Source organism: candidate division KSB1 bacterium, from assembly GCA_024655945.1.
GTDB lineage: Bacteria > Zhuqueibacterota > Zhuqueibacteria > JANLFK01 > Oleimicrobiaceae > Oleimicrobium.
Map to the genome: position 1 here is coordinate 236000 of JANLFK010000005.1, position 25639 is coordinate 261638.

Consider the following 25639-nt stretch of genomic DNA (forward strand, 5'->3'; position numbering starts at 1 on the left):
GCCGCCAGGGGGGTCAAAAGCCCAGGCGCTGCAACCTCTCTTTCTCGGTGAGTTCATGGCCTGTGGCCAAGTCTATGGCCACGCAGGCGCCGTTCTTCATCTGCGTGGCCACCTTGCCTGCCGCATGGGGGTTGCCGCAGAGATGGGGGGCATCGAGAATGCCCACTTGCACTGCCCGCGCCAGGTTCTCCGGCTCAGACCACGGATCGTCCACGTGGTGTGCAGGGAGGGCGCGGATTGCCTCGAGCAGGAGCTTGGCATCGGCCAGGAGTTGCTCCTTCCGCTCGCTGACCAGATGGGACTCCGCCACTGGCAGCGCGCCCAAGCTATGGTTTTGGATCACGCCGCGCACAATCGCCGCGCTCTCGATAATCTCCTCTGGGGTGGCCGCATGATGGCCCTCACAGAAAGCCACCACGTGCACGATGTGCGGCTCTAAGGCCAGCTGGTAGAAGGTTGACGCGGCCAGTTGGCCTTTTGCCACATCGGCTGCCGTGCTCATGCTCGCCAGCCCGGTGCGCGTCTGGCGGACGCTTACGAAGCCATCGTCGTGCAGCGATTCGATGAGAGCCACCTTGGCCAGCATCTTGGCAAGGTCCATGGGCGCAGAGGTGCGCGCCGGGGTATTGAACATGTACTGCGCCACATAATGGCGGGCCCCGCTCCTCTTGGCATTGTAGGCCGCCAAGAATGCGGCTGCCACGGCCACGCTGTCCGGCGCCTCGCGCAGGCTCCAGTGGTGCGCTTCGTTCACTTCCAGGGGGATGCCATGACTGGCGTACCAGCGCATAGCCTCCTGGTTCTCGCGGATGGCCTCAGGCAGAGCCCGGTCAGAGCGGCCGTCCAGCACATTGTACCAGAAGAGTGGCACCGCGCCCCAAGCGACGTTGATGGTCTCGGCGAGCATCTCCGCCCAGCGCACCAGGTCGCGGGTGCCGGCGTAGCAGCGCAGCAGCGGGTAGTTGCCGCGGCGGGTCGCTTCGTAGATGGCGCGCAGGTCGGCCGGCGATCGCAGTGGTACTCCGCCGGCGCCATCCAGCTCCGGTCGCATCTCCTCCTGGCGAAAGAAGCACTCCTGAGCGTTCTGGTCTGGCGCGATGGACAAGACGTCAATGGCGCCCGCCATGGCAAGCTGGCGTGCTCCGGCGATGGTGGCGCTGAGGTCGGGCAGCCCAAAGTGGTGCCGCAGTATCGGCGAAGGCGCGGCAGCGGCAACGCGCGCCATCAGGGTCTGCGGGGGCTGCGCCGGGGCGATTGTCTGGCTCCTCTTGGCGAAAAAGGCCTCCACCTCCTCGCTGGTGGCGTCGCCAAAGACGGCGGCAAAAAGGCCGCTGCGCCGTGCCACCTCTGCCGCCGGAGGCGTGCCGCCGAACAGCCAGACCTTGTCCTGCCAGCCGCGCCGGGCAATGAGCTGCCGCAACGAAGCGAGAATGGGTTCCAAGGTCTCTGCCGTCAAGCGATAGCTCACCGCAATCGCCTCGGGCTGGTGTTGGTCGATCGCCTGCTCCAGGCGCTCCACCCCTACCGCAGCGCCAAGGAAATGCGTGTCGTAGCCGTGGCGCTCGGCAATCCTGAGGAAAGACAGGACGCCTGCCACGTGCACGCACCCGCCCAAAGCCCCGGCGATCATCGTCCGTCGTGCCATCGTTCACACCTCCCCGCTCACCGCCAGCAGGCGAATCTCTTTGACCGACTTGCCCCGCAAGCCGAGCGAATCGACTGTTCTGCCCTTCTTCCAAAAGTCCACTCCCCGCATCAGCGAGGAAAGATGGATGATGGCCTTGATCGTCGGCGTCTCCACCTTCAGCATTTCGCCGATGGAAGCGATGGGCACCAGGCTCATCGGCACGTCCTCGTCGATGTAGCGGTGATGGAGGCGATCAGGCGCTTTGATGCCCACATAACCCGGGTTGTCGTGCATGGCTTCGTAGAGGTTTTCCCCAGTGGCGCTGTACGCGGTGTACAACCAGTTGCGCGCGCTCATGGCGCGAATGCCCAGGGCTGCAGCCACATCCAGCCGTTCCTTGTCAATGCGTTCCAACACGCGCGTGACCGACCTGCTTGCGCCTTGCACGTAGTATTCAAAGTCGCCGTGCGTCTCCTCGATCCAGGCAGCATTCAGCACAGTCAAAGCTGGATGAAAGACCGCGCCGATGTTGTCGAAACTTGTTTTGAAGACATTGTCGCCGGGCACAAATTGCGGAAAGGCGCGGTTGATGACCTTCAGTACACCGGGGATCCAGTAAGCGGGGAGCGTGGCCACGGGCACGGCTGCCTTGACAGAAAAGATCTTGGCATGTGCTGGCCCGAGTGCGCGGGAGGCATAAAGGAACGTCTGGGCCTCGGCAATGAACGGCAGCTCAGCGACGCCATGCTGGCGCAACACGTGATGGAACTCCAAGGCGCCGCCGGTGCGCCCTGGGTTGAGCACGACGATCTGGTGGGGTTTGATGTGTGACGCGCAGACTTCTGCCATGTAGCGATGACCGGTGGCCGGCACCACGACCATCAGCACATCCACCCCCTCCAGGCACTCGGCGATATCGCTGGAGGCGACAGCCACCTTGCCGAACCCTTTGACTTCGCCCTCCAACCTGATACCGCCCCGCTCCTGGACCGGCTGAATGCGCCGCCTTCCACGGTTGAAGAGGTTGACCTGGAACCCCATGATGCCCAAGTGGCCAGCCATGGCCAGTCCTCCATGACCTGCGCCCAGCACGCAGAACTTGAGCTCCTTGGGGTCCTTGGCGAGCATGGCCTTCAGGTAGGCCCGGCGCCGGCTGTCCATGTCGGTGGCGCTGCAATTCATTTTCATCCCCTCCTCTTCTCGTGAGGCGCTTCCTTCCTCGGCCATTTGCCGACCTGCGTTCCAGGCCAAGAGGGCGGCTCAATCAACCGACGGCAGAATACCTCGTCGCGAAGAGCCAGTAGGCTCCCCTTCTCCCCTGAAGTCCTGTGCCCCCTCGGCGAAAGACCAGCGTGTTGTCCCCGCCTGCTGCGTCCGTGGAGGGCGGTACGACTAAGGCTGTTGGCGCTCCATCATCTTCATCATGTCCTTCATGCTGGGGCCCTTGGGCTTCGCTTTCTTGGGGTCAAACAGGTCATCCGCCAGGCCGGTATTGACCTTTGCCGAGGTCACGCGCGTGGTACTCGCCAGCTTGCCTTCGATATAGACATCCGTGCGGAAGGGGATCTCAAAGTCTTTGTGCACGGCGCGGAAGTCAGAGCACTGCACGCTCATCGGCTTTTCCATTCCCTCGGCCTTTCCCTCGGCCTTGACCAGGAGAAAGGCATCCTTGTCAATCCACAGTTTTGAGAAGGGCGAACCTTCCTTGGGTGTACCTTGCACCGCATAGCAACTGCGGCCGTTCACCTTCTCCTCCCCTACCACGCGCGCATCGCTGGTTACCCGATCCCACCATTCCCAGTCGCTGGCGTACTTCTCGCCCTCCTCCCTGGGCACCTTCTGCGTGCCCATCATGGGGGAGACCAGCCAATAGTCCTTGCCATCGCCGATGACGATATTCTCCATCTTACCCATACCCGGCGCGAGCTCTGTCTGCACCTCGGCACGGGACTTGTCACCCTTGGTGTAGATCGTCATCTGCGACTGTATCTTCCCCTGTTCGGTGATGGTCTCCATCACCTGCTGGAGGGTCAGGTCCTTGATCTCGGCCTGCAACCGCTCGTGACGAGCGCGGGCCTCCTTGACCAAGCCTGCCCAGTCGATCGCCGTGGCCACACCGGCGATTGCTATGCACAACCCCAGGGCGGCAGTAATCATCAGGCTGCGGTTCCTCATGGTTCACTCCGCGTTAGGTGAGAATCATGCGCCGGGGCTCAGCCCGGCAGCGGGAAAATCATGACCTCAACGGCACCGAGCTCAGCCCCTGCTGCCGAGGCGAGCGAAAGGAGTCGGGGGAGCACTCTGCTGGGGCGGAGGGCTAGGACGTTGCTTTCTTGCGCCTGCCAACATTATACCTGGCTTTGGGTTCGCGTATGGCGGGCAACTCATCCAACCCCGACAAGTCTCTCCCGATGACCAGCCCCCTCATTGTCGCGTGATGGGTGTTTTTCATCGGAATCAAGCGCATCTGAAATCCATGTGCCGTCGTGCCATTTCTTTTACTTCTTCCGCTTCGTCATAAGTCATCAAAAAATCGCCCACGAGCGACTCACAGATCGTGAAGAGACGCTCGTGATCAAGCTCGTGATGTTTATAGAGTCGTTTGCCGGCCTTCTTTCCACCGGGATAGCGGAAAGGACTTCGCTGGGGAACGGATGCGACATTCACCGGGCGGAGTAGTACCATCTCGTCAGAATATTCAGGCAATAACGGGAGTTGCCTCTGCGTCCCCATGGTTAAAACGGCCTCTCGATAGTTTGATTCGTTGGAGGCGTTTCCAAGTGCTCGTCGAGTTTTTCCTGAAGCAACTTGATGAAATCCTCCATCCTCCCGGGCGACGGGGTGGTGATGGCAAGCAGGGCAGGCTCAAATTCAGTAAAAACCTCATCCACCTTCGTCAGATAATATCGCCCTACCCCATGCCGCTCTTCCACGCTCAGCTCCCAATCATAGATGAGCCACGCAATATCCGCACCACTTTTCGGAACCCGTTTCAGAGCGGGTAAAGTGGCAAAGAAACTTTTGTTCAACGCCACGGCTATTTTCTTTTTCCAACTGTGCAAGATTCCACCCTTGTAAACAAGCTGAGGAACAAGTCTTTTTCGAGAAGATGAAAGGTAATCGGGACGAGGATAGTTCGGCTCGCCAGACCAATCCATAGAAGCCCTGCTTTGTGGATTGCCCATGTAATACTCGAATGGTTCACGGACGTTGCCGAAAATATAGACTGCTTGAATCTCAAGGGCACCGAAGTCAATAACCTTGCCACTATCGTCATATGCGACAAGAACCACGTCAATGTTTCCCGCAGACTTGCCATGAGCATCATTTAAACGAACCTCAGTCAGAGAAGTCCACTGTGTTCCCTCCCCCAAAAAGAAAGCTGCAGCATGGTCGGCTATAATCCAGTCCTGACGAAATCGGATGGGACAGGTAATGACAGGATCGTTGTCATGATAGATGCTGCACACACCGAGAGGGTTCTTTGCCTTGTCTTTTGTGCAATTCAGCACCTTGTTGCTGAAAGGGCAGAGACGAAGGGAGCGGTATCGCCTGGCTGTCTCGGTTTGGTCCTCAATCAGGTAACCAAAGACCTCTGCCAGTGGCTGTCCACCACGATTCATGGTAGGTCCTTCCTAATCATCTCACTTCCCAGCGTGGGCATATAAACAAACCTTCAATTGAAATATAGGCCTATGCGGGGAAAAAGTCAAACGATTTTTCCCGAGGATTGCTACGGCGGCTCTGCCAGACTCGGAGGGCAGCCGTCTGGAGGGCCACATGCGGCTGCAAGGAAAGTTACGGATGCCCGAAGCGAGAGCCAGCCTCGCTTCTATCTCGGTGGGTCAACCTGCCGCACCAGCGCATCTTGCCTTCATTTGAACAGATGGCCTTTCTCCTGCTCGCCAGAGGAGAAAGGCCACCGCGTTCTTGCTACCCACCCATTTCATCCAGAGAAATTCGCAGATTAGGGCGCCGGACGGTTCGCTTCGCCACGGCGGGCGCAGGAGGCGCAACGCATGCCGGGCGTCACAACGCAGCGCTTGCGCCAACTCGCGAGGCTACCCCCTTGGCAGCCAAGCCACGGCTGCGTACTGCTTCTTCCAGCACCCTCTCCAGGCGTCCGCGCACTTCCACCAGCACCAGCTCCTCGCCATCCGCGGCAATGACGAAAAGGGCATCGATACGCTCTTTGCGCAGATGCGCAAGCACCATCGTCGCCTCTTTCCGGCCTTTGACCTTGACAATCGGCTCATAGCCTCGCCTGGTCAGGCTTCGCTCCACTGACTTGGGTATCATCCCGGCCTGCTCGCCGCATTCGCGCAGTTGATAGAGGCCCACCTGCACGCTGCGGATGTCCAGCAGCAGGGCCGCGGCTTCATCTCCGTGGGCAGCCACGTTGGCGACGGCTCCGGTCAGCCACATGGAACCCGGCCCCAAGCTGAGCTGGAACACCGTCTTTACCTCTTTTGCCCCGGAGGCGCGCAGGACCGTGTCGCGCACATGGCGGAAATTGCGATCGACGTCTGCGCACCCGGCCACGGCAATTGCCGCCACCAGGAGCAGCAGGCCTCTGCGGACTATGCTCATGCGCTCCTCCCGCCTACTTCGGTCGCTCGCTTGTCTTCACGCCTTCAAGTGCCGGGATGTCCAACTTCTTGCCCATCTTCCCGATGGCGTCCATGTCAATTTCGCCCACGATGTTGACAAAGGCAGCCTCGCCCCCTGGCTCAACGGCCATGACCAGCAAACCGACGATTTTCTCGCCCTCCATCTTAAGATAGACGTGGGCGCTCTCCCCCCTGCGGTCCTTGGCGCGCACCACCTTCTCCCACCGCTTTCTGGCCAGCTCCTGCTCGATCTTGGCGATTTGTGGCTGCAGAGCAAGAGCCCTCACGCTGTCGGTGCCAAAGGTGTTCACCCGTACCAAGAGCAATTTGGACAGCATTCTCGCCAAGCCCTCGCCCTCCTCGCCGGCGGCCTTGGCCACCAGGCGCAGCAGCGGACCGCCAATGTACACCTCGACGATCTCCTCACCCTCAGTTGGGATGGGAAGCTGCGAAAAGTCCACGTAACCAGGGTGCTTCTTGAGCTCTTCGTCCTCTTGGGCGAACAATGGCATTGTGCTTGCGGCCACGGCGACCAGCAAGGCTGCGAGCCACGTTGTGCCTCTCATCATTGGATTCCCTCCTGTGTCAGCACGCGCAAGGCAGTCGAGACGCCACGCTTCAGCGGCTCGACCACCTGCCACGGCAGGACCTCCTCTTGCAAAGTGCGCTCGGTCAGCCTGAGCGCGTGGTTGACGTAAGCGAACGCTAACTCCACATCGTGGCGCGCCTGAACCACTTGCTCAGGGCTGTAGGCAGACTCCGGTTGCGGCGGCAAAGCCGGACGGCGAAGAAGCAGGAACAGCGCCACGGCTGCGGCGGCCCCTGCCAAGGCCACTCGCCACGCGAAGCGAGGAAAAAGTGCCACTGCCCGCCTGCGCGCTGGCTGTGCCCTGTCTGTCACCGGCAGGCGCTCTAACACGCCTTCGGGGCACGGAAGCACCGGCAGAGCCCGCAGACTGGCGCGCAGGGCCGCGTTCGCCTCCACCTCAGCGCGACACCGCGCACAGGTGCGGAGGTGCCTCTCCACCTCGCGCCGCTCTCGTCGGGTAAGCTCCCTGTCGAGGTAAGCATCGAGCATCGCACCTGGGTGTTTTTGAGGAGCTGCCTGCTTCATCCTCTGACCTCCTCAGCCATCTCCCCAAGGGCCATGCGCAACTGCTTGCGTCCGCGGTGGATGTAAACTTTTACCGAGTTCATGGGTATGCCCAAGGCTGCGCTTATCTCCTCGTACTTCATGTCCAGCCATTCGCGCATGATGATGATGCTTCGCAGGCGCGGGGGGAGGCGTCGAATCGCTTCCTCCAGGCAATCCTTCAGCTCCTGCTGCTCCGCCACCCTGTGCGGATCGTGTTCAATTTCCTGCGTGGGGACTGCTTTTGTCGCCTCGCCAAGTTCGTCATCGCTCACCACCGCGCGTTCCGCCTTGTGCCGCCGCAGGCTGTCGATGCACAAGTTGTGCGTGACCCGCATGAGCCAGGCCTTCAGGGTCGGCTTGCGGATCGCATCGAAATGCTGCCAGGCGCGCAGCAAAACCTCCTGCGTCACATCCTCGGCGTCCGGACGGTTTCCGAGGAAGTAGTACGCCTGGCTGTAGATGCGATCCTTGTACGCCAGAACCATGGTTGTGAAATGCGACTGTCTCATCGGGCCTCACCTACCAAGACGCAGGAGGCGCGAGATTGTTACAGTCCGAGGAACTTTATCGCCAAATCAGACAGGGCAATGATCGCCCCGGCAAGGGCATGGGAGAAGCGCTCCAAGCCTGCCGTCTTCACTGAAAGCAGGCCGCGAGCGAGCAGCCCAACGATGGTGAGCATAGTCAGGATGGTGACCGTGCCGAAAACGCCGGTCACGCCTGCCACTGCCGCCCAATGGTGCCCGGCGGCCGGGTACATGAGAAGCGGAATGAGCGGCTCGCAGGGACCGAGCACAAAAATGATGAACAGCACCCAGGGCGTCACCTGGCCTTCGCCTTGGTGCAGGTGACCATGCCCACCGGTGTGCGTGTGCGGGTGGGTCTGCACATGGCCATTCTCATGGACGTGCACATGTGAATGCGGCCGGCTGACTATGCCGCGACGCACGCCCCACACGGCGTAGGCGAGGCCAAAGCCGATGAGCAGCCACGATGCCGCCTCTCCCCGCGCACTCTCGATGCCTTCTAAGGTGCTCACGGCAATGCCGGCAGCCACGCCCACCGCGCCGATCACTACCGAGCTCAGCACGTGACCAATCCCGCAGGCCAGCGTGACCAGGAGCGTCTTTGCAACCCGCCAGTTACGTGCCCGCGCTAACACCACAAACGGCAGATAGTGGTCGGGTCCTATGACCGTGTGGACAAAGCCTATGGATGCAGCGGAGGCCATGAGTATTGCCCAGGTGGAGTCCTGCATGTGCCCTCCCTGTGCCTATTGGCTCACTTCGCCCTCTTCCCAGGTTGCCGAAAGCAGATAGCTCCTCGACTCGCCTGCGATCTCCACCTCTATGACCTTGCCCTGCGCGTGCAGCTCGGCCAGGGCCTGGCGGATGTCGCAAAGCTCCCAGTCGAACAGACGCGCAATGTGCCCCGGCCAGGAGACCAGCACCGTACTGAAGTACTTCTCCAGGACCTTTGTCCGCGCTTGCTGCGGTTCGATCTCCTGCGCTGTCTGGAGCTCCGCTGCGAAACGCCGCCCCACCAGGTCCCACACAAAGGTGAAAGGCTCATAGAGCTCCGCCACCTTGACGACGTACAGCTTCATCTGCAGCTCGGCCATGGCCCGATCGAATTCATAGCGCTGGGCAGGACTGGCAAGTCGGCTCGCTTCTTTCAGCTCGCGGGTGATGCGCGGAGAGCGCTCGACCAACGCGTCCATGATGCGCTTGGCGCCGGGACTAAGGTGGCCGCGCCTGTGCGCGTGGAGATAGTCCGCGGCCTCGCCTGTCACGCCTCGCGTGCTGGCGAAGTACGGGAAATACTCCAAGGAAATCATCGTGGGGCGGGAACGCAGCGCCTTGCCGTAGTAGATTTTCTTCTCGGCGGCAAGGACGTCCTTCGCTTCCCAGACCAGCCCGATGGACCAGTCATGCTGAATGTGCTCGGGCATCTGCGGGTTCCGTTCCCCGCAGACGGCATGCCAAAGGCAGGGGAGCTCAGAGCGCTGTGCGGCAAAGGCAAAACAGAAACCCACCTGATTCACAAAGGCCAAGGCCTCTTCCACCGAGGTGACGCGCAACTGGCTGGTGCGCCGATAGAGGCGATCACGCCGCTGCTCGATGCCCTCCCAGGTCAGGCGTAAAGGCCTGATACCGGCTCGGCGAGCTTGCGGCGCAGCGCGACGTGCCGCAGGAGGGGCCCCATGTCTCGTCACGGCGTCCGTTCCGGGCGAAGCGGTCCCATGGCACGCAACACCCGCAGCACCTCGTCCACGTGTCCCTGCACCTTGACCACCGGGAAAACAGCGCGCACGTTGCCGCGTTCGTCAATGACAAAGGTAGAGCGGTGCGCCCTGCCATCCGGCCCCAGGGTGCCGTAAGCCCGGCAGACCGCACCACTGGTGTCGCTGAGGAGAGAGAAGTTGAGCGCGAGTTCCTGGCAGAACTGCTGGTGCGACTGGGCGTTGTCGACGCTCACCCCCAAGACCGTGGCACCCAGGGAATCGATGCCGCCCAGCCGGTCGCGGAAAGCGGCGGCTTCTAACGAGCAACCGGGCGTGCGATCCTGAGGGTAGAAGTAGAGCACCACCCGCCTGCCACGGAAGTCGCTCAGGCTCACCATCGAGCCGTCGTACGCCGGCAGCGTGAACTCTGGTGCCGGGGCACTCACCCGCGGCATGCCCAGTGCCCAGCGCTCGACCTCGGTCTTGCCGCATGCCAGCAGGAAGCAAAGCCAGATCATCCCCACTGCACTTGCCCAGTCCCTTCCTTTCACGCGAAACACCTCTCCATTCTCAGACCATTCCTTCGCCGTTAGCCACCCGGTAGGCTGCGCTCTCTTGGTTCAACAGAGCACGAAATCCGCCGCTCCAGTTCGATGCAACTCTCCGAAACCCGTGCCCGATATGCCACGCACTCCACGCCCGCGGCCAGCGCCTGCCGCAATGCACCTGCATAGGCCGGGTCGATGTGGTCAGCAGGCCGCAGCAGCCGCGCATCGCCCCCCTGCACCACGAAAAAGATGACTGCCCGCCACCCGCGCGCGACAGCCCCCACCAGCTCTTCGAGGTGCCGTTTGCCGCGCGTGGTCACCGCATCAGGAAAATAGGCAACGCCGTCTTCGACCAAGGTGACGTTCTTCACTTCCACAAAGCAGCGGCCATCGGGCCCGGCGAGCATGAAGTCGAAGCGCGTATGAGGGCCGAACCGCACCTCCGGCTTTAGCTCAGCGTAGCCGGAAAGCTCCGGCACCAGTCCGCCACGCCATGCCTCTGCCACCAGGGGGTTGGCCCTGAGCGGATTGATGCCCACCGAGGTGCCGTCCACCATCAGCAGCTCCCAGGTGAAAGCGCAGCGCCGCTTGCGGTCGTTGGCCGCGGAGAGGAGCACCAGGCTCCCCGGCGCGCTGCAACCGCGCATGCTGCCGCTATTGGGACAGTGGGCGGTGACTAGCCTGCCATCGGCCAAGCGCACGTCCGCGAGAAAACGCTGATAGCGCCGCACCAGCGTGCCTGAGAACAAGGGGGCGGGCAGTTGCATGGACGCGCCTACAGTCCCTCGCTCGTGTTGAACCGGCAGATCTCCTCAAGGCGCTTGCGTGCTTTCGGCTTGAGGGGGGTATGGGCAGGGTAGCCCAGGGCGATGAGGCTGACAATACGGTACCGCCGCGACACACCCAGCGCCTTGCGCGCACCGCGTTCACTGAACCAGCCAATCCAACAAGTGCCCAGGCCTATCTCATGCGCCTGCAACACCAGGTGCTCGCCGGCAATGCCCATGTCCAGCAGGTAGTAGTTGGTGCCCTGGATCCGCGCCCCCAAGCGATTAGCCAGGACGTCCGGTTTGGCTATCAGGGCAATGAGCACCGGGGCGGCCGCTGCCCAGCGCGTGGGGGCGTAGATGCCACTGAAAGCAGCAGCCGCCAACTTCTCTTTGAGCGCCGGGTCATCCACCACCACGAACCGCCACGGCTGCACGTGCTCGGCAGAAGGGGCCCATCGTGCCGCCTCCAAGCAGGTGAGAATCTTGTCGCGCTCCACCGGCCGGTCGGCGAACTTCCGAATGCTGCGGCGCGTCTGCACCAGTTCGAGGAATGACCGCATAGGCCGTCTCAAAACAGGCTGAGTTGCTCCTGGCCCTGCTGCTCGTCGTCGGCAAAGATTTCGATCTTGCCAAACTCCCCGTCGTGGCCAGGCACAATGTACAATTTGCCCTGCCTTACCCGCATGATCCCGGTAAGAATCCGTTCAGGCACAAAACTGGCAAGCTGACGCTCCTCCAGGTCGAGGAGGAGGCAGAACTCGCTCCCCGCTTCTGCCACCAGCCGCAGATACTCGTTCTGCACGCCCACGGTATCCACCCCCTGCCCCAGCGCCTCAGCGATAATCTCCTGCAGTGGAATGAGATGCACGGCAGGAACCGCATTGGCGGGCACGAAACCAGGCGGGCGGTCGGCGAGCTCATCAACTCGATGCATGACGCCAATGGTGAGCTGCCTGCCGCACACCGGGCAAAGACCGCCGTGGCGCTTGGTCTCCTCAGGCGAAAACACCACACCGCACCGCCGATGTCCGTCAAAGTGGTACTTCCCTTCTTCCGGGAAAAACTCGATGGTCATCAGGAAGCGCTGACGGTCGCCAGTCTCGATGACCTCCTTGAGGCGGAAGTAGTCCAGCTCGCAGTCGAAAACGTTAGCCTCGCGCCCGATGCGCGAAGGCGAATGCGCATCGGAATTGGAGACCAACGTGATGTGATCCAGCTTGCACAGGCGCCAGTTCATGGCCGGGTCGGACGAAAGGCCGGTCTCGATGGCCTTGATGTGCGGCGTCATGTCCTGAAAGCACTCTTCCAAGGAATCGAATCCCGAGTTGGCGCCAAAGACCGAGAACCACGGCGTCCAGGCGTGGGCGGGGATCACCATTGCATCAGGACAGGCATCCAGGATCACGCGCGTCAGGTCGCAAGCGGACAAGGCAAAGGTGGGACGTCCGTCCGCGTCCAACCTCCCGCGCACCTGCAAGGCCCTGATGATGGCGTCCGCCCCGACAAGGGTCGGCACGTAGACCAAGAGGTGCACCTTGCGCGTCTTGCCCCCCTGGGCGTAGACGGCGGACAGTTCCGTGCTCAGCACAAAGCGCACGCTGCCGTCACCATCCTTGGGCAAGAGCAGGCCGTGTCCGTCCTCCTGGAGCGCGGCGGCTATTTCCTGCCGATACTTGGGGTGGGTAAAGTCGCCCGTGCCCATGAGCGCGATCCCTTTGCGCCGGGCCCACTTTGCCACCTCGGCGACACCCATGTCCTGGCTGGTGGCAATGCTGTAGCGCGAATGGATGTGCAAGTCGGCGATGAATCGCGGCACGTCTCGTCCTCAGAGGTCACTCAAAAACCTTGTCCCCATTCATGCAGCAGGGGGAAGTCAGGTCGCGCACAGAGGCAGCTCTCCACCCGTGGAGTCCCCAGCCACACTCTCATCGCTCAAGCCAATGCGACGCGCGTACTGCTTCCCTCTTTCCAGCAGCTCTTGGACGCTGTCCCGGAGCCTTTCGCTGAACAGGCGCAGGGTCTGCTTCTCATGACTCGCGATATAGTCGCGGATGTAGTGGGGGGCACCCACACGGAAAGTCAGCTTCCTGCCTGGAAAGTACGGATGTTCCGTGCCGCGCAGGGCGGTAGGCAGAATGGGGATGTCCTCCAACCCTTCGTGATGCAGGTCGTAGACGATCTTCGCCAGACCGTACTTGAAACGACGCAGTCGCTCCGGGCGGGAGGTCCCGCCTTCGGGGAAGATGCACAGGAGGCTCCCCTGACGGAGTGCCTCCTTGGCCAGCGCAAAGAACGACTTGTCGTTCACCCCGCGTTTGACCGGAATGGTGCCGCAATAAGGCACACGCGTCACCATGACGCGCGCCGCCCAGTCACTGACCCTCCGAATGGTGCCCTTGGCCCAGGCGAAAGAGAAATGTTCCCGAATGTAGCGCTCCACCATCTCGCGGCAGACTTCCAGGTCGAAAAGCTCCGCAGTGCCGACAAAAGAGACGCGGCGGGGCACCACGCCTCCGATGAAGAAGATGTCTTTCCAGTTGATGTGGTTGGCGGCCAGCACCGCGGCCCCTTGACGAGGGATATGCTGCAGGCCGGACACGCAGACGCGTTGCGTGCGCACCCACCACTCCGAACGTTTCTTCCACAGGTCATACAGCTTTTCGTTGAGGAGAACCCGGTCCATAGCCCTCTCGCCGGTAACTGCAAAGGTCGCCAAGCTGCACAGCAGCACCATCGCGCAGCGCCGACATGAGTTGCTACATCATCCGCGAGACGGTCACAAAAACATAACTCCTTTCCCGCAAGCCGTCGATAATGAGCGGCACCATCTTGTGCACCTGGTCGTCCTTGCGTTCCGTGCCCAGGTGCATGAGGATGATGGCCCCCGCAGCGCCTTGCGGTTCGGCCCGCCCAAAGTTCGCGATGCGCTCCACCACCTCCTCGGCCGAATGATAGGCCGGCGAGTTCTTGTCCGCCACCCAATCCAGCGTGTCCATGGTCTCCTTGCCGTTGCGCCCCATGGTCCAGCCCACCTGGCGGTAACCGAGCTCGGCGGCCCAGGCGCGGATTTCGGCATTGTGCTCCCCGTACGGTGCCCGCCACAGCTTGGCCATCTCTTTGCCGGTGACTTTCCGGAACAGCTCCTCGGTGGCGAGGAGCTCGCGTTGCAACAGCTCGCGCGTCACGCCAGGTCTGGTCAGGTGGCGGCCGTTTTCCGCGTAGGTGGTGAGATGCGGATGTGACCAGGTGTGGTTGCCAATCTCGTGTCCGTCGGCAACCATCAGCCGCACAAGATCGGGGTAACGGCGGATAAAGGCTCCGGTGAGGAACATGGTGCAGTGCACGCCCTTGCTGCGCAGCGCCTCAAGAACCTCGGCCGCCGCGTTATCGGAAGACCCACCGTCGAAGGTCAGGGCCACCAGGCGCGTGTCGGTAGGACCGCGGTCAAAGGACCGCGCTAAGTAGTTGACCGTGGGCAGGCCGTAGAAAAACTCAATCGTCTGCAGGACTTGTACGGAGCCGTCTGCCGAAGTGGCGCGCACGACGAAGCGGTTCTGGCCGCGGCGGGCCTGCACCCCCGCGAAGCGAAAGGTGCCCTCGGGTGCCATGGTCACCGCCAGCAGGTTGCCATCTGCCCACAGGCTGAGAATCTGGTTTGGCCCTGCCTCGCCGACGATGTCGAAAGTGCTGCTGCTCACCATCGCCCCCGGGCCGCTGACGCGCAAGGCGCTCGTATCCGGCCCCGGCACGCCAAGGGGCAAGCCAACGCCCGTCAGGCGCTGCTCCATGCGTTGGGTGGTGCGCAGCACGCGCAGCAACGTCAAAGCGGAAATGACCAGTGCCACTGCCATGAGCAGGTTGAAGAGGGATTGAAAGCTCGGCCGCCGACGCAGCCCCGGCAAGCGAGAAAGTCCCCGGCTGAGGACCCGCGCGCCTCGAGCGAGCAGAAAGCGACCGATGCAGGCCGTGCTGCAGAACACGTGGTGAAAAGCCAACCTCTTGCACTCTGCACAGATCGGCGCCCCACAAACGAAGCAGTGCCGCTTGGCAAGGCGGTCCGGGTGATTCTTGCAGTACTCTTCGCTCTCGTTCAGCATGACCCTCCACTCATCATGGGCTGCTCAATTTTACCACAAATGCCAGAAAAAGTCAAGGCAAAAAGCGCCGAACCTCGGAAAAAGAGAGGCAGCGGTTGGTGCAGTCTCTAAAAAAAGTGAAAAAAACTCTTGACAATTAGGCATGGAGTTATCATAATACAATAAAAGTTTTGGCACATCGCCCCGGGGAAGAGTACCGCGCAACCGCTCTCCACTCAGGCGCCCACCTTGGCTGCTGGCAGCCGTCCAAGGCTTGTCGACGAACTCCGTAGCACGCTTTCGGCTCGCCACTACAGTCGCTGGACGCAGCAGGCAAACGGAATGTGGGTCGAGCGGCTCATCTTTTTTCACCACGTGCGTCATCCGGCGGAGATGGCGGAAGCAGAGACCAACGCCTTTCTCACCCGTCTGGCGGTCGAGGAGAAGGTCAGCGCCTCGACGCGGAACCAAGCTCTGTCCGCTCTCCTTTCGCTCTATTCCCATGTTCCCGGTCGCGAAATTGGCCAGCTGCGAGAAGTTATCCGCGCCAGGAAACTCATGCCGCTGCCGGTCGCTTTGACCCGCGAAGAGGTCAAGGCCGTGCTTTGCCATCCTACCGGCCACAAATCGCTCATTGCCTCACTTATGAACGCCGCCGGCCTGCGGCTGCACGTGCAGGACACTGACTTTTCCTGCAACGTGCTCCTTGTCTGCGACGGCAGGGGGGCCGAGGTTCAGATCACCATGTTGCCAGACTCGCTCAGCATTCCGCTGCAGGAGCATCTGCGGAAGGTAAAGAGGGCTCACGAGCGCGATCTGGCAGATGCATGGGGCCGCGTTCCTTTGCCAAATGCGCTGGACCGGAAGCGCGCGAATGCGCCGAGGGAGTGGCGCCGGCAGTTGCTATTCCCCCCAGGAGCAGCGGCGGAAGAACGCCAGGACCGGCGATGAGGGGCGGCACCATGTCCGTGAATCAATCATCCAGAAAAACGGTCCTCGTTGTCGCTAGAAAGGCCGGATTGCCCAAGGGAGCCACTTGCCATACGTTCCCCGACTCCTTCGCTACGCATATTCTTAACGGCAGCTACGATATGGGGACGCTGCAAGAGCTTGTTGGGCACAACGACGTCAAGACGACGGCGATCTGGAGGCATCTGGTGAACCGGGGCGGCAAAGGTGTAAAGAGCCCGTCTGACAAGTTGTAGGTGGAGGTTGTCGGGTGTCTTGCATAGAAACCCTATGTCCGCCCTTACAGTCCGCTGCAGGTGGCATAACCATGGGCGGTGGCAGGCCTTTTTCAGATTTCATCATGGGCGTGTCATACAGCAGTCTTGGACGAGTAGGGATACTATGACGAAAGTACACGAACATTGTTAGGGCGGCCAGAGGGGAAAGGATTTTCATCGCAGATACACTCTGCAGGCGGCCCCACAGAGGAGGTGTTAAAGGGAGTGTCCGTCCACTGTTAGGAGGCAAGCCGCCTGTCCCGCGGAAGGCGCTTTGGTGTTGGCAACCCAGCCCCCTAACCCCTATTCCACCCGACGCGCTACCGCGCGGACGGCGAAGGCGAGTCACGCGTAGAGAGGGAGTCTGATCGCCAAGGCGGTGACGCCGCATCCGCGCGCAGGTGAATTAGGCCGTTGGCCGTCGAACTAATGCGCTCCCAGTGCACTGAAAGGAGGCAAGTCAGATCATGAATCCACGCACCCTCTTCGCCCGGAAGCCAGACATAAGAACACTCACCGAATCACTTCATTTTCGAGGACTCATTGTGGCGTTAAGTCACTCCAGCAGGGATGTTCGCGAAGCGGCCGCCGCGGCACTAGCTGAGTTGGTGCCAAAGATGGACGAGATACCAATAGCAAAGCTTGTGGAGTATGGTTTGGGTCCTTTCGTCGTCTTAATGGCAGAACTCATGGACGAAGGCACATGGGAAGGCATGCGGCACGATCCAAATAGATGGAAGGCGTTGTTTCTTGACAATAGGTGGTGGTTCCTGTAATAAGCCAGTGTTTTTGAACGGGCTGGTCATTATGATTGGTTGAAGTTACTCCTCGGACAGAAGTTTATCCTTGAGAAAACACAAAAGGATTCAGAAATGTGATGAAAGAATTTGCAAGAAAAGAGGACTCGCGTCTCATGGATGTGACAAGGGAGGAAAACATGGATCGCTCTTTGATTCTTGACTGCTTTACCAAGAACCGAGAGGGCCTGACAAATCATTCTAGCGGACGGCGTAAACGCCGCCGCTGAATTTGGTGGTTAGGCAGGCAAGAGAACTCCAGGTTTTCAAAGTGGAATACCATAACTTTACTCCGTGAGGGCCAGGTCATCAGAGGGACCCATGAGGTTGAGCGATTCCTTGGGGAAGGCGCTTTCGCCGAAGTTTATCGCGTGAAGCATCGGTTTCTCGGACGGCAGGCTTTGAAGCTTCTGAAGATCATAGGGATGAGCATAAGCGAGGTTGAGCAGTATCTCGAAGAAGCTATCATCCTCTCTCGGATCGGTCATCCCAACATCATCAGGGTGTTCGATGCCAACGTCACCGAGACATCAAGAGGCATATGCGGATTCTTTACCATGGAATATATCGCTGGAGGAAGCCTTGAACAATGCTGGCGGTCACATGGTAGTCAGTTCGTACCTGTGGAAACTGCCGTCGAGATCATATGCCAGGCATGTCGGGGCATAGCCGTTGCCCACAGCGAAAAGCCACCAATCATCCATCGGGACATCACACCTCAGAACATCCTTGTGGGCTACGACGCCGGTGGACTCCGCGTACGAGTGAGCGATTTTGGACTGGCAAAGCGAGTCAATCCCCTTACCCTCATGGCGAGCGCCAAGGGAACACGCTGCTTCAAACCCCCTGAGGTCTTCCGGGACTTCCAGAGCGACTCCTGCCCTGGGGATGTGTGGGCTCTCGGCTCGACTTTGTATCTTCTCCTTACAGACCGTTTACCGTTCTCGGACCTCGGAGACATGGACCTGTTCGACGGAAAATGTTTTGAACGGCCGATGATTCCGCCCAGCAGGCTCAATTTCCAAGTTGACCCAGTGCTCGATCAAATTGCCTACAAGGCGCTTGCACTAAGACCGCAGGAGAGATATCCGAACGCCAAGGAATTCCTGGATGACCTCTCCAAGTGGAAGCCCGCACTTCCGCGCAAAACTAAACGGCGACCGAAGGACCAAGTCCCATCAGACATGTCAAAAAGTGCTCTCGGAACCTATTCGTCGCCAAACCAGACCCTAGGTGAGAATATGGCTCGACATGCTATCAATCTAGCCGGGGGGGCTGGAAAACTATCAGAAGCCGCAGACTTGATGGAAGAGGCGTTCAACAAATGGCCCGATCTGAGGAAACGGTACGAGGGGCAAGTGAAGTTATGGAGGAGAGGGATCTCTATGTAAGTGCAATGACTTTAGGAGGTGGCTTCAATCATGAACTATAAGAATGGGAACCAATCTAAATTCGGTGGATCATGCCCAGCTCTTTTTGAAGCGGTACACCCCGAGGTGTACCGGCGCAATGCGTTCCGAATCATGGGGTTATCTGTTGAGGCAACCCCGCGTGAAATCACACAACGCGCCCAGAGAATCCAAATGATGCAGAGGTACAACGCAGAGGCGACGCCGAAAACCCCTCTTGCCCTCGATCCTCCGCCAGACGAAAACGCCGTGCGGAAAGCTGTTCACAAGCTGCATGACCCCGAGAAACGGCAGATTGATGAGTCTTTCTCGTTCTGGCCGCACCAACTGGGCCAGAGCAAGACCGATCAAGCACTCGCGCTCCTAAGCGAAAACGACATTGATGGTGCTGCCGAACAGTGGCGTCAGATGGAGAAGTCCAGCGAGGCCTGTGTGTCAATGCATAACCTGGCGGTCCTGTTCCATTGTCTCGCTCTGGACTTGGAGCAAGTGGCGCTCAGCCGGAAACTGCACCAGAAGGAACTCGCAGTAGTGGGAAAGTACTGGGCCGACGCGTTCTCACGCTGGAAGGCGCTGTTGGACCACGAACCGTTCTGGAGTCGGTTGACCGCAAGAATCCGTGCCCTTGAAGACCCGAGGCTGACGACAGGTTTAGCTAGACGCATCCGCGCTTCCTTGCCGCTCGGTTGTCTCTCCATAAACGCGGCTCTCGCCGTCCGTTATGCCGAGGCAGGGAATCTCGAAGCGGTCAGGCGGCAATTGAAGATCATGAGATTGTGGGGAGATTCGGGCCTGAGCCAAAGGGCACTGAGGCAGGCCTGTGAGCCCATCCGGAAGCGGATTAACTCGATTTGCATGGACCGGGAGAAAAGGGCGGACAGGGAACCCACTCGTGCCGATAAGACTACGAGGGAAGTCATCGAACAGACACAACCACTGCTTGCAATTCTTGATGCTCTTCTGCCTGCAGGTGACGCCATGCGAGAAGCCGCCCACGACGAGGACGCTACTTGTGCATTACATTGCCAGGTTGCTTACGCCAACAAGGCTGAGAACTGGAGGGTCTCCCTCAAGCTTCTTGAGCTGGCACTCCCTATCGCCGTCGGAAAAGCCGCGCGAGACCGCATAAGCGAGAATATGGACATTGTTAGAAACAACCTTGCTTACCCTACCTGCTGGTTCTGCCAACAAAACCCTGCGGAGGATGAAGCATCCATAGAGGTCAAGATGTATGGTGATGTGAACCGAATACCCACACGGCTAGGAGTTCAGATTACATGGCGACATTGTAGTGTCAAGGTTCCTCGGTGCTTGGAATGCAAGAAAGCCCATTCAAAGAAAGACTTCGCCATTGGAGGTGCGATAGTGCGTGCACTGGTGGGCACTGCGATTTTTCCCCTCATTGGAACTCTTGCGGGCTGCTGGGTTGGTTACCTAATCGGAAAGAACCTCGACAAATCGCGCATACCAAAGGGCGTGAAGCCGGAATCTGCCAAGAGCGAGTTCCCGAGTGTGAAGAGACTTCTAAGTCAAGGCTGGCAGTTTGGTGAGGGGCCCAGCACATAGTAAGGAGAGGCATGAATGACTTTCTTGGGTGCCATCAGACAGCTTTGCTTTCCGCGCGCATTCCGCATCGCGGCATCGCCGTGGCCAGCTAACCTTGAACAACTTCTGTTGCGGCTCCAGCAGACAATGCGCGAAGGACACGGATCAGCCCTGGTTGAACAGGAGCCCCGATTGCTCGCGGACATCGCCAGCGGCCTCTGGCGACTGAGGCAGAAAATGGTTAATCCCGGGACCAACAGACCGCTCGACGGAATGCAGCGCCCCTTCCGTCACCTTGAGTCCGTATGGGATGCTCTCATTCAAGCGGGGGCGCAGATTCTGCATCATACAGACAAACCTTTCGATCCCGGCATGTCGCTCAAAGTCATCTCTTTTCAGCCTGCCCCGGGGCTAGAGCGCGAGCGAGTTATCGAGACGATCAAACCGACGATCTACTTTAGAGGTAGACAAATTCACATGGGCGAAGTCATTGTCGGAACTCCGGAGAGGCACGAAACGCGACCTGGAATCTCCAATGACCCGCTTGAAAAAGAATAGGAGGAAAGGCAAATGGAGCGAGAAACAATTGATTTTGGAATTGATCTGGGTACGACCAACAGCGAAATCGCCGTTCTGAAAGGCACGGAGGTTGAGGTATTCAGGAACAATGAGAGGTTTGAATACACACCATCGGCGGTGTGGATTGACCAAAAAGCTCGCTTGTGGGTCGGGCGGCAGGCCAAGGAGCGATTGGAGGATGACCCCGAGAACGCCTCCTGCGAGTTCAAACTGCAGATGGGAACAGGAGAGGAAATGGTATTCAGCCGAAGCGGCAGGCGGATGAAACCCGAGGAACTTTCCGCGGAAGTTCTGAAGGAACTTCGGAAGATCGTGAAGCAGCGAACAGGAGAAGACATAGAAGCCGCTGTCATAACCGTCCCGGCGGCATTTGAACTCCCGCAAACTGACGCCACGAAACGCGCGGCGCAGTTGGCCGGTTTAAGGCAAAGTCCTCTTGTTCAGGAACCGGTAGCTGCGGCCTTAGCCTATGGCTTTCAAAGCGTCAGCGACAAGGTGTTCTGGCTTGTTTACGACTTCGGCGGAGGCACCTTCGACGCTGCCGTGATCCAGGTGCCTGATGGCGTCATTGAAGTTGTGAATCATGGCGGCGATTATCACCTCGGCGGCAAACTGATCGACTGGGCAATTGTTGATGAGTTGCTTATTCCTGCCGTTACCCGTGAGTACCGGTTGTCGGACTTCCGACGGGGCAACCCCAAGTGGCGGTCAGCCATTGCCAAACTGAAGCTAAATGCGGAAGAGGCCAAAATCAGGGTATCGGGTAGCGACTCGACAGAGATCATTATTGACTTCCTTTCTAAAGACGACAATGGACAGCCGGTAAGCTTCGAGTACGAACTCATGAGGAAAGATGTAGAACGGCTGGCTGAACCACTCATTCTACGTTCGATCAACATTTGTAAGAAGGTGCTTGCCGAGAAACGGCTTGACAAGAGCGATGTGGAGAAGATCATCCTTGTTGGTGGACCAACCATGATGCCGTACCTGCGGGCTATGCTGTCAGACGGCTTGGGGATCCCGCTTGACCTCCGGGTTGATCCTTTGACCGTGGTAGCACGGGGCGCTGCCGTGTTCGCAGGAACACAGCGGCTCAACGTGGGTCCACCTAAGCCGGTAGCTGAGGGGCAGTTGGGCATCGAACTCGAATACAAGCCCATGGGGCCCGACACGGATCCACTAGTGGGTGGGAAGGTAGTCTCCACGCAAGTCAGGGACTTTTCCGGTTTCACGGGCGAGTTCATCAATGCCAGCGCAATCCCGTCTTGGCGAAGCGGAAGAATCGGGCTCAGTCCAGACGGATGCTTTGTGACGAACGTGTGGGCCGAGAAAGGACATCCCAACACTTTTAAGATTGAGCTATGGGATCCGACGGGTCGCCGCATCAAAACCATGCCGGACAGTTTCACGTACACTTTCGGAATGGTCATCACCGACCAAGCGTTGATTCACTCAGTCGGAGTCGCAACGGCCAGTAACGAAATGCGTTGGTTCTTTGAAAAAGGATCGTCGCTCCCGCTTCGCCGAAAAGAGGTGTTGAAGACGGCATTTGCAGTGCATCAAGGCAAGGCAGGCGACGTGATCCGCATCCCCGCGATGGAGGGGGAGAACCGAAGGGCAGACCGGAATCACAAGATAGGAGTGCTCGAGGTTCATGCCCACGAAGTCAAGCGAGACGTTCCGGTGGGTAGCGACGTTGAGGTGACGATTGAGATTGACGAGTCCCGTCTGCCTCGTGTGAAGGCCTACATTCCCATCCTTGATGAGGAATATGAGAAGGTTATGAAACTGGGATACGACAGGATCGACCCATCGAGCGTGAAGAAGGACTTTGATCATGAGAAGAAGCGGCTGGAGGAGATTCGGAGAAAGAGCAAGGAGACTCAAGATCCCCTCGCTCAGGAGATTCTCGACCGGATAGATCGAGAATGCATGGTCAACGAGGTCGAGGCGAGTCTGGCGGCGGCTTCGGCAGACACCGATGCTGCGAAAAAGGCCGAGAATCGTCTCTGCGACCTAAAGGTAGCCTTGGACCAAGCAGAGGAGGCAGTTGAATGGCCTGCCTTGGTTAAGGAAGCCGAGAAGCTTATTTCTGCGTCAAAAGAGGCAGTGCGCGAACACGGAGACAGCGCAGACATGCGCACGCTAGAGAACCATGAGGCTGAAGTTCAGAAAGCTATCCAGACTCATGATGCGGATATCCTCCGTAAGAAAGTGGATGATATGAGAGTTTTTGTCATCCGAGTTCTCGACCGCAAGGGGATCGTGCAGGTCATCTGGTTCCAGGAACTCAGTGAAATGAAAACCCAGATGCGGGATCAGGCCATGGCCGAACAACTGATCTCAGAGGGCCAGAGGGCAATCAACAACAACGACATTGACGGACTACGCGCGGTGAATCGACAGTTGGCCACACTTCTGCCATCGCCTCCGCCTCCGCCGGATATCAGCACCGTGATTTAGTTACAGACAGAAGACTGAAGCAAAAATTGGTGGACAAGATTCGTGGGAGTTCAACCTATGGCTTAGCCGCACAGAGATATTATATCGACCAGCCTGCTTGGCACGCTGGTCTCCGAGGCCCTCCTCTCTAGAGCCGCCTCATTGGCGAGGAAAGGCAAGTACCCGGCCGCTGAGAGTCTGCTCAAGCAATGGCTGGACAGCGAAAAGGAAAGCCCGCGGACTTGTTGGCTCGAATTTACGCCCAGCAAGGACGATTGTCCGAGGCTGAGGCGTTTTGGAAACGAGTGCTGGAGATCGAGCCCAACAACGACTGCTACCTCGCAGGGCTTAAGCGCATAGCACAAATGCAAAGTCCTCCTTGGTGGGCAGGTGTCTTGCTGCCGATGGGCAGGGCATTGATTGCGATTCTCGCGGTCTTTCTTGTTGGGTTTGTCGTTCGGGACCAGATTCTCCATTTGCGCGAATCATTGATAGGGGACGTCGCATGGACAAAGAGTGTCAATGAACCAAAAGATACAGCTAGTATCGTGACGAATGTCCGATCTGTGCCGCAGATCTCAATTCAAATAGGGGGTGCAACCGTCAAAACCGAGCAAGACAGACTCGTGGTATTGTTCCACGAGGGATTGTTCTTGTCCGGGGCACACCTGAAGCCGGAAGCAAAGACCCTTTTGTCTCAAATAGGAAAGCAACTGCAACCTTACGGCTCAAGTATTTCTATTTGCGTAGTTGGTCACACGGACGACATTCCGGTACCCAAGGGCTGGGTCTATCAGGACAATGCGGCGTAGGGCATGGCCCGCGCTATTGCCGTTGCAAAGCACATCTTGCGCACTCCTGGACTTCCGATGAGTCTGTTTCAATTGCAAAGTGCAGGGGAGTGTCAGCCGCCATACCCCAATGATACTCAGGAAGACAGGTTCAGGAACCGGACTGTTGTTATTTGTGTTTACCCCATGGAGAATCGTTACCGAGGAGATCCGTGAAGGGCATCCAAATTCATCCATCTGTTGAGTTGGCCTGGGCTCTAGCCAACAGGGAAGCTCAGTTGTCTGGGAGTTCCAGGGTCGAGCCAGTCCATTTCCTTTTGGCGATACTGCATATCATCCACGACTGCTCCCTGCAAGATGCTGAGGCATTAGGACTTCCGCGGGACGCTATAGACGAGATTGCGACCATTTCCAAAGAGGTCCGTAGGGTCGTGGGACTTCCGGACGACAGGATCACCGCGATGCGCCGGAAACACCATTTTTCTGCGCCGGCCTGGAAACGTTTTCCAGCCCACTTTCTTGCATCGCGTCGAGGAATCTCGGGCCATTTTCCAGAACGCTGCAACGCTGGTGGTGGCAAGCAGATACAGGATAGTCAACTTTTCACATTTGCAGCAAGCCTTACTGGACCAGATACCGGCTGGTCTTGAGATGGACGGGGAGAGAGGTTCTCGACTGTTGTCGGGGAACTACGTGTAAACTTAAGGTCTACGGCTTCGATTCCTTGTGAGAGCCGGCCCCACGCAAGCAAAACACCTTTTCTGAACGAGATGGGCCGCGACCTGGTCGTCTTGGAGCGAGAGGGGCACCTCCCACGGGTAATCGGACGCAAGAAAGAGATGACGGGGCTTGCTCGCCATCTGCAAAGAGCCACAAAACGAAACGTCCCAGTTATCGGCGAGGCGGAAGTCGGAAAGACGGCAATAGTCGAGGGCTTGCCACAGAAGATTGCCGCAGGTGAAGTGCCTGGTTTTCTTCAATCGTTACGGGTCATCCAAATGAATGTTAGCGATTCGGTTGCAGGGATACAATATCGAGGCGACATGGCGCAGCGCCTCAAACGCGTCATCGAAGAGGCAACCGCTATCCCTAACGTCGTGCTGCTTCTCGACGAAATCCATCTGGCAGCCGGAGCTGGCACGGGGGCTAGTGCCCCGATGGACGTTGCAGCCTTACTGAAACCGGCCTTGTCGCGAGGGGGTTTTCAATGTATGCGCGAAACAACTGTTGACGAATTTGGGCACTACATCAATAGTGACGCCGCCTTGCTACGACGCTTCCAAATCATAAGACGTCAAGAACCTAGCAAAGAAGAAGCGATTCACATCTGTTCGGCGTGGGCCCACGGTATTGAAGGCATACAGGAAGTTGTGTCTGCGGAGGATATAGTACCCGCGGCCGTTGAGCTCTCCGTTACGTTCATCAGGGGACGCGCACTTCCGGAACAAGCAATAGACCTCTTAGAGAATGCGGCGGTTCTCGTCAAGGTTTCATCACTGTCAAACCATGGCGCCGGGCCCACAAAGAGGCCGCCGACTGTGTCACGGGCGCATATTGTTGCGGTCATCGAAGAACAGAATGGCGTTTCCGTCCGGAGATCAGAGCCTTTCGACTCAAACAGGATCGAGTCCGCACTCCCGATGGAAGTGGTGGGGCAAGATGAAGCCATCGAAATGTTGAGCAGGGAGATAGATATGGTCAGCAAGAAGGCCGAAGTCGGCAACGGCCCGTTGGCCGTGTTCCTGTTTTCGGGTCCGACGGGAACAGGCAAGACATTTGCAGCTCCTCTCCAGAATTTGTGCAGGATATGCGTGAGGTAACTACTTGAAAGGCATGAGAGATATTCGTAACTTTTGGGGC

General features: G+C 58.9%; 25 protein-coding genes. 9 read left to right on the forward strand and 16 right to left on the reverse strand.

From position 1 onward, the window contains the following. Nucleotides 1-13: 13 nt before the first annotated feature. The 16 genes from NUW13_08820 to NUW13_08895 form a co-directional block, all read right to left on the reverse strand. Nucleotides 14-1645 carry a cobalamin B12-binding domain-containing protein gene (locus NUW13_08820; GenBank protein ID MCR4439129.1) on the reverse strand — a complete coding sequence of 544 codons (1632 nt, stop codon included), beginning with the start codon at nt 1643-1645 and terminating at the stop codon, nt 14-16. Between the two features lie 3 nt (nt 1646-1648). After that, nucleotides 1649-2755: an NAD/NADP octopine/nopaline dehydrogenase family protein gene (locus tag NUW13_08825; GenBank protein MCR4439130.1), complete on the reverse strand. Its 1107-nt coding sequence runs from the start codon at nt 2753-2755 to the stop codon at nt 1649-1651. Nucleotides 2756-3019: 264 nt separating this feature from the next. Then, nucleotides 3020-3802 (reverse strand): outer membrane lipoprotein-sorting protein, encoded by a 783-nt coding sequence (locus NUW13_08830; GenBank protein ID MCR4439131.1) that lies wholly within the window; start codon nt 3800-3802, stop codon nt 3020-3022. A gap of 560 nt (nt 3803-4362) precedes the next feature. Further along, nucleotides 4363-5250, reverse strand: coding sequence for a NotI family restriction endonuclease (locus NUW13_08835; GenBank protein MCR4439132.1), 888 nt, complete (start codon nt 5248-5250; stop codon nt 4363-4365). A 406-nt stretch (nt 5251-5656) separates the two neighbouring features. Continuing rightward, on the reverse strand, nt 5657-6217 hold the full coding sequence (locus tag NUW13_08840) for a DUF4252 domain-containing protein (protein ID MCR4439133.1): 561 nt from the start codon (nt 6215-6217) through the stop codon (nt 5657-5659). Nucleotides 6218-6230: 13 nt separating this feature from the next. Beyond that, the gene (locus NUW13_08845) at nt 6231-6806 is read right to left on the reverse strand and encodes a DUF4252 domain-containing protein (GenBank protein ID MCR4439134.1); all 576 of its coding nucleotides are present in this window, start codon (nt 6804-6806) and stop codon (nt 6231-6233) included. Then, the gene (locus NUW13_08850; GenBank protein ID MCR4439135.1) at nt 6803-7351 is read right to left on the reverse strand and encodes a zf-HC2 domain-containing protein; all 549 of its coding nucleotides are present in this window, start codon (nt 7349-7351) and stop codon (nt 6803-6805) included. The genes NUW13_08845 and NUW13_08850 overlap by 4 nt, the downstream gene beginning before the upstream one ends. Beyond that, the gene (locus tag NUW13_08855; GenBank protein MCR4439136.1) at nt 7348-7881 is read right to left on the reverse strand and encodes an RNA polymerase sigma factor; all 534 of its coding nucleotides are present in this window, start codon (nt 7879-7881) and stop codon (nt 7348-7350) included. Before NUW13_08855 ends, NUW13_08850 begins: the two co-directional genes overlap by 4 nt. A gap of 38 nt (nt 7882-7919) precedes the next feature. Beyond that, the gene (locus NUW13_08860; GenBank protein MCR4439137.1) at nt 7920-8630 is read right to left on the reverse strand and encodes a sulfite exporter TauE/SafE family protein; all 711 of its coding nucleotides are present in this window, start codon (nt 8628-8630) and stop codon (nt 7920-7922) included. A 15-nt stretch (nt 8631-8645) separates the two neighbouring features. After that, nucleotides 8646-9587: a hypothetical protein gene (locus tag NUW13_08865; GenBank protein MCR4439138.1), complete on the reverse strand. Its 942-nt coding sequence runs from the start codon at nt 9585-9587 to the stop codon at nt 8646-8648. Then, nucleotides 9584-10147: a peroxiredoxin gene (locus NUW13_08870; GenBank protein MCR4439139.1), complete on the reverse strand. Its 564-nt coding sequence runs from the start codon at nt 10145-10147 to the stop codon at nt 9584-9586. Before NUW13_08870 ends, NUW13_08865 begins: the two co-directional genes overlap by 4 nt. A 38-nt stretch (nt 10148-10185) precedes the next feature. Next, the gene (sfsA, locus tag NUW13_08875) at nt 10186-10911 is read right to left on the reverse strand and encodes a DNA/RNA nuclease SfsA (protein ID MCR4439140.1); all 726 of its coding nucleotides are present in this window, start codon (nt 10909-10911) and stop codon (nt 10186-10188) included. A gap of 8 nt (nt 10912-10919) precedes the next feature. Further along, complete coding sequence (locus NUW13_08880) at nt 10920-11474, reverse strand: nitroreductase family protein (GenBank protein MCR4439141.1); 555 nt, start codon at nt 11472-11474, stop codon at nt 10920-10922. Nucleotides 11475-11482: 8 nt separating this feature from the next. Further along, nucleotides 11483-12730 (reverse strand): endonuclease Q family protein, encoded by a 1248-nt coding sequence (locus NUW13_08885; protein MCR4439142.1) that lies wholly within the window; start codon nt 12728-12730, stop codon nt 11483-11485. 57 nt (nt 12731-12787) lie between these two features. Continuing rightward, nucleotides 12788-13597: a 1-acyl-sn-glycerol-3-phosphate acyltransferase gene (locus NUW13_08890; protein ID MCR4439143.1), complete on the reverse strand. Its 810-nt coding sequence runs from the start codon at nt 13595-13597 to the stop codon at nt 12788-12790. A 73-nt stretch (nt 13598-13670) separates the two neighbouring features. Beyond that, nucleotides 13671-15011 (reverse strand): polysaccharide deacetylase family protein, encoded by a 1341-nt coding sequence (locus tag NUW13_08895; GenBank protein ID MCR4439144.1) that lies wholly within the window; start codon nt 15009-15011, stop codon nt 13671-13673. A gap of 228 nt (nt 15012-15239) precedes the next feature. Here NUW13_08895 and NUW13_08900 point away from each other — a divergent pair, with 228 nt between their 5' ends. From NUW13_08900 to NUW13_08940, 9 genes are all read left to right on the forward strand, one after another. Continuing rightward, nucleotides 15240-15941, forward strand: a complete 702-nt coding sequence (locus NUW13_08900) for a phage integrase N-terminal SAM-like domain-containing protein (GenBank protein ID MCR4439145.1) — start codon at nt 15240-15242, stop codon at nt 15939-15941. A gap of 11 nt (nt 15942-15952) precedes the next feature. Continuing rightward, nucleotides 15953-16195 (forward strand): tyrosine-type recombinase/integrase, encoded by a 243-nt coding sequence (locus NUW13_08905; GenBank protein ID MCR4439146.1) that lies wholly within the window; start codon nt 15953-15955, stop codon nt 16193-16195. Between the two features lie 488 nt (nt 16196-16683). After that, nucleotides 16684-16992, forward strand: a complete 309-nt coding sequence (locus NUW13_08910) for a hypothetical protein (GenBank protein ID MCR4439147.1) — start codon at nt 16684-16686, stop codon at nt 16990-16992. Between the two features lie 329 nt (nt 16993-17321). Further along, nucleotides 17322-18404, forward strand: coding sequence for a serine/threonine protein kinase (locus tag NUW13_08915; GenBank protein ID MCR4439148.1), 1083 nt, complete (start codon nt 17322-17324; stop codon nt 18402-18404). Between the two features lie 30 nt (nt 18405-18434). After that, on the forward strand, nt 18435-19988 hold the full coding sequence (locus NUW13_08920; protein MCR4439149.1) for a hypothetical protein: 1554 nt from the start codon (nt 18435-18437) through the stop codon (nt 19986-19988). Between the two features lie 15 nt (nt 19989-20003). Further along, entirely contained in the window at nt 20004-20525 is a 522-nt protein-coding gene (locus NUW13_08925) for a hypothetical protein (GenBank protein MCR4439150.1), read from the forward strand. Between the two features lie 12 nt (nt 20526-20537). Continuing rightward, a complete protein-coding gene (locus NUW13_08930; GenBank protein MCR4439151.1) occupies nt 20538-23009 on the forward strand; it encodes an Hsp70 family protein in 2472 nt (823 codons plus the stop codon). A gap of 188 nt (nt 23010-23197) precedes the next feature. Then, nucleotides 23198-23800, forward strand: a complete 603-nt coding sequence (locus NUW13_08935) for a hypothetical protein (GenBank protein ID MCR4439152.1) — start codon at nt 23198-23200, stop codon at nt 23798-23800. A 749-nt stretch (nt 23801-24549) separates the two neighbouring features. Beyond that, complete coding sequence (locus NUW13_08940; protein ID MCR4439153.1) at nt 24550-25599, forward strand: AAA family ATPase; 1050 nt, start codon at nt 24550-24552, stop codon at nt 25597-25599. Nucleotides 25600-25639: the final 40 nt, after the last annotated feature.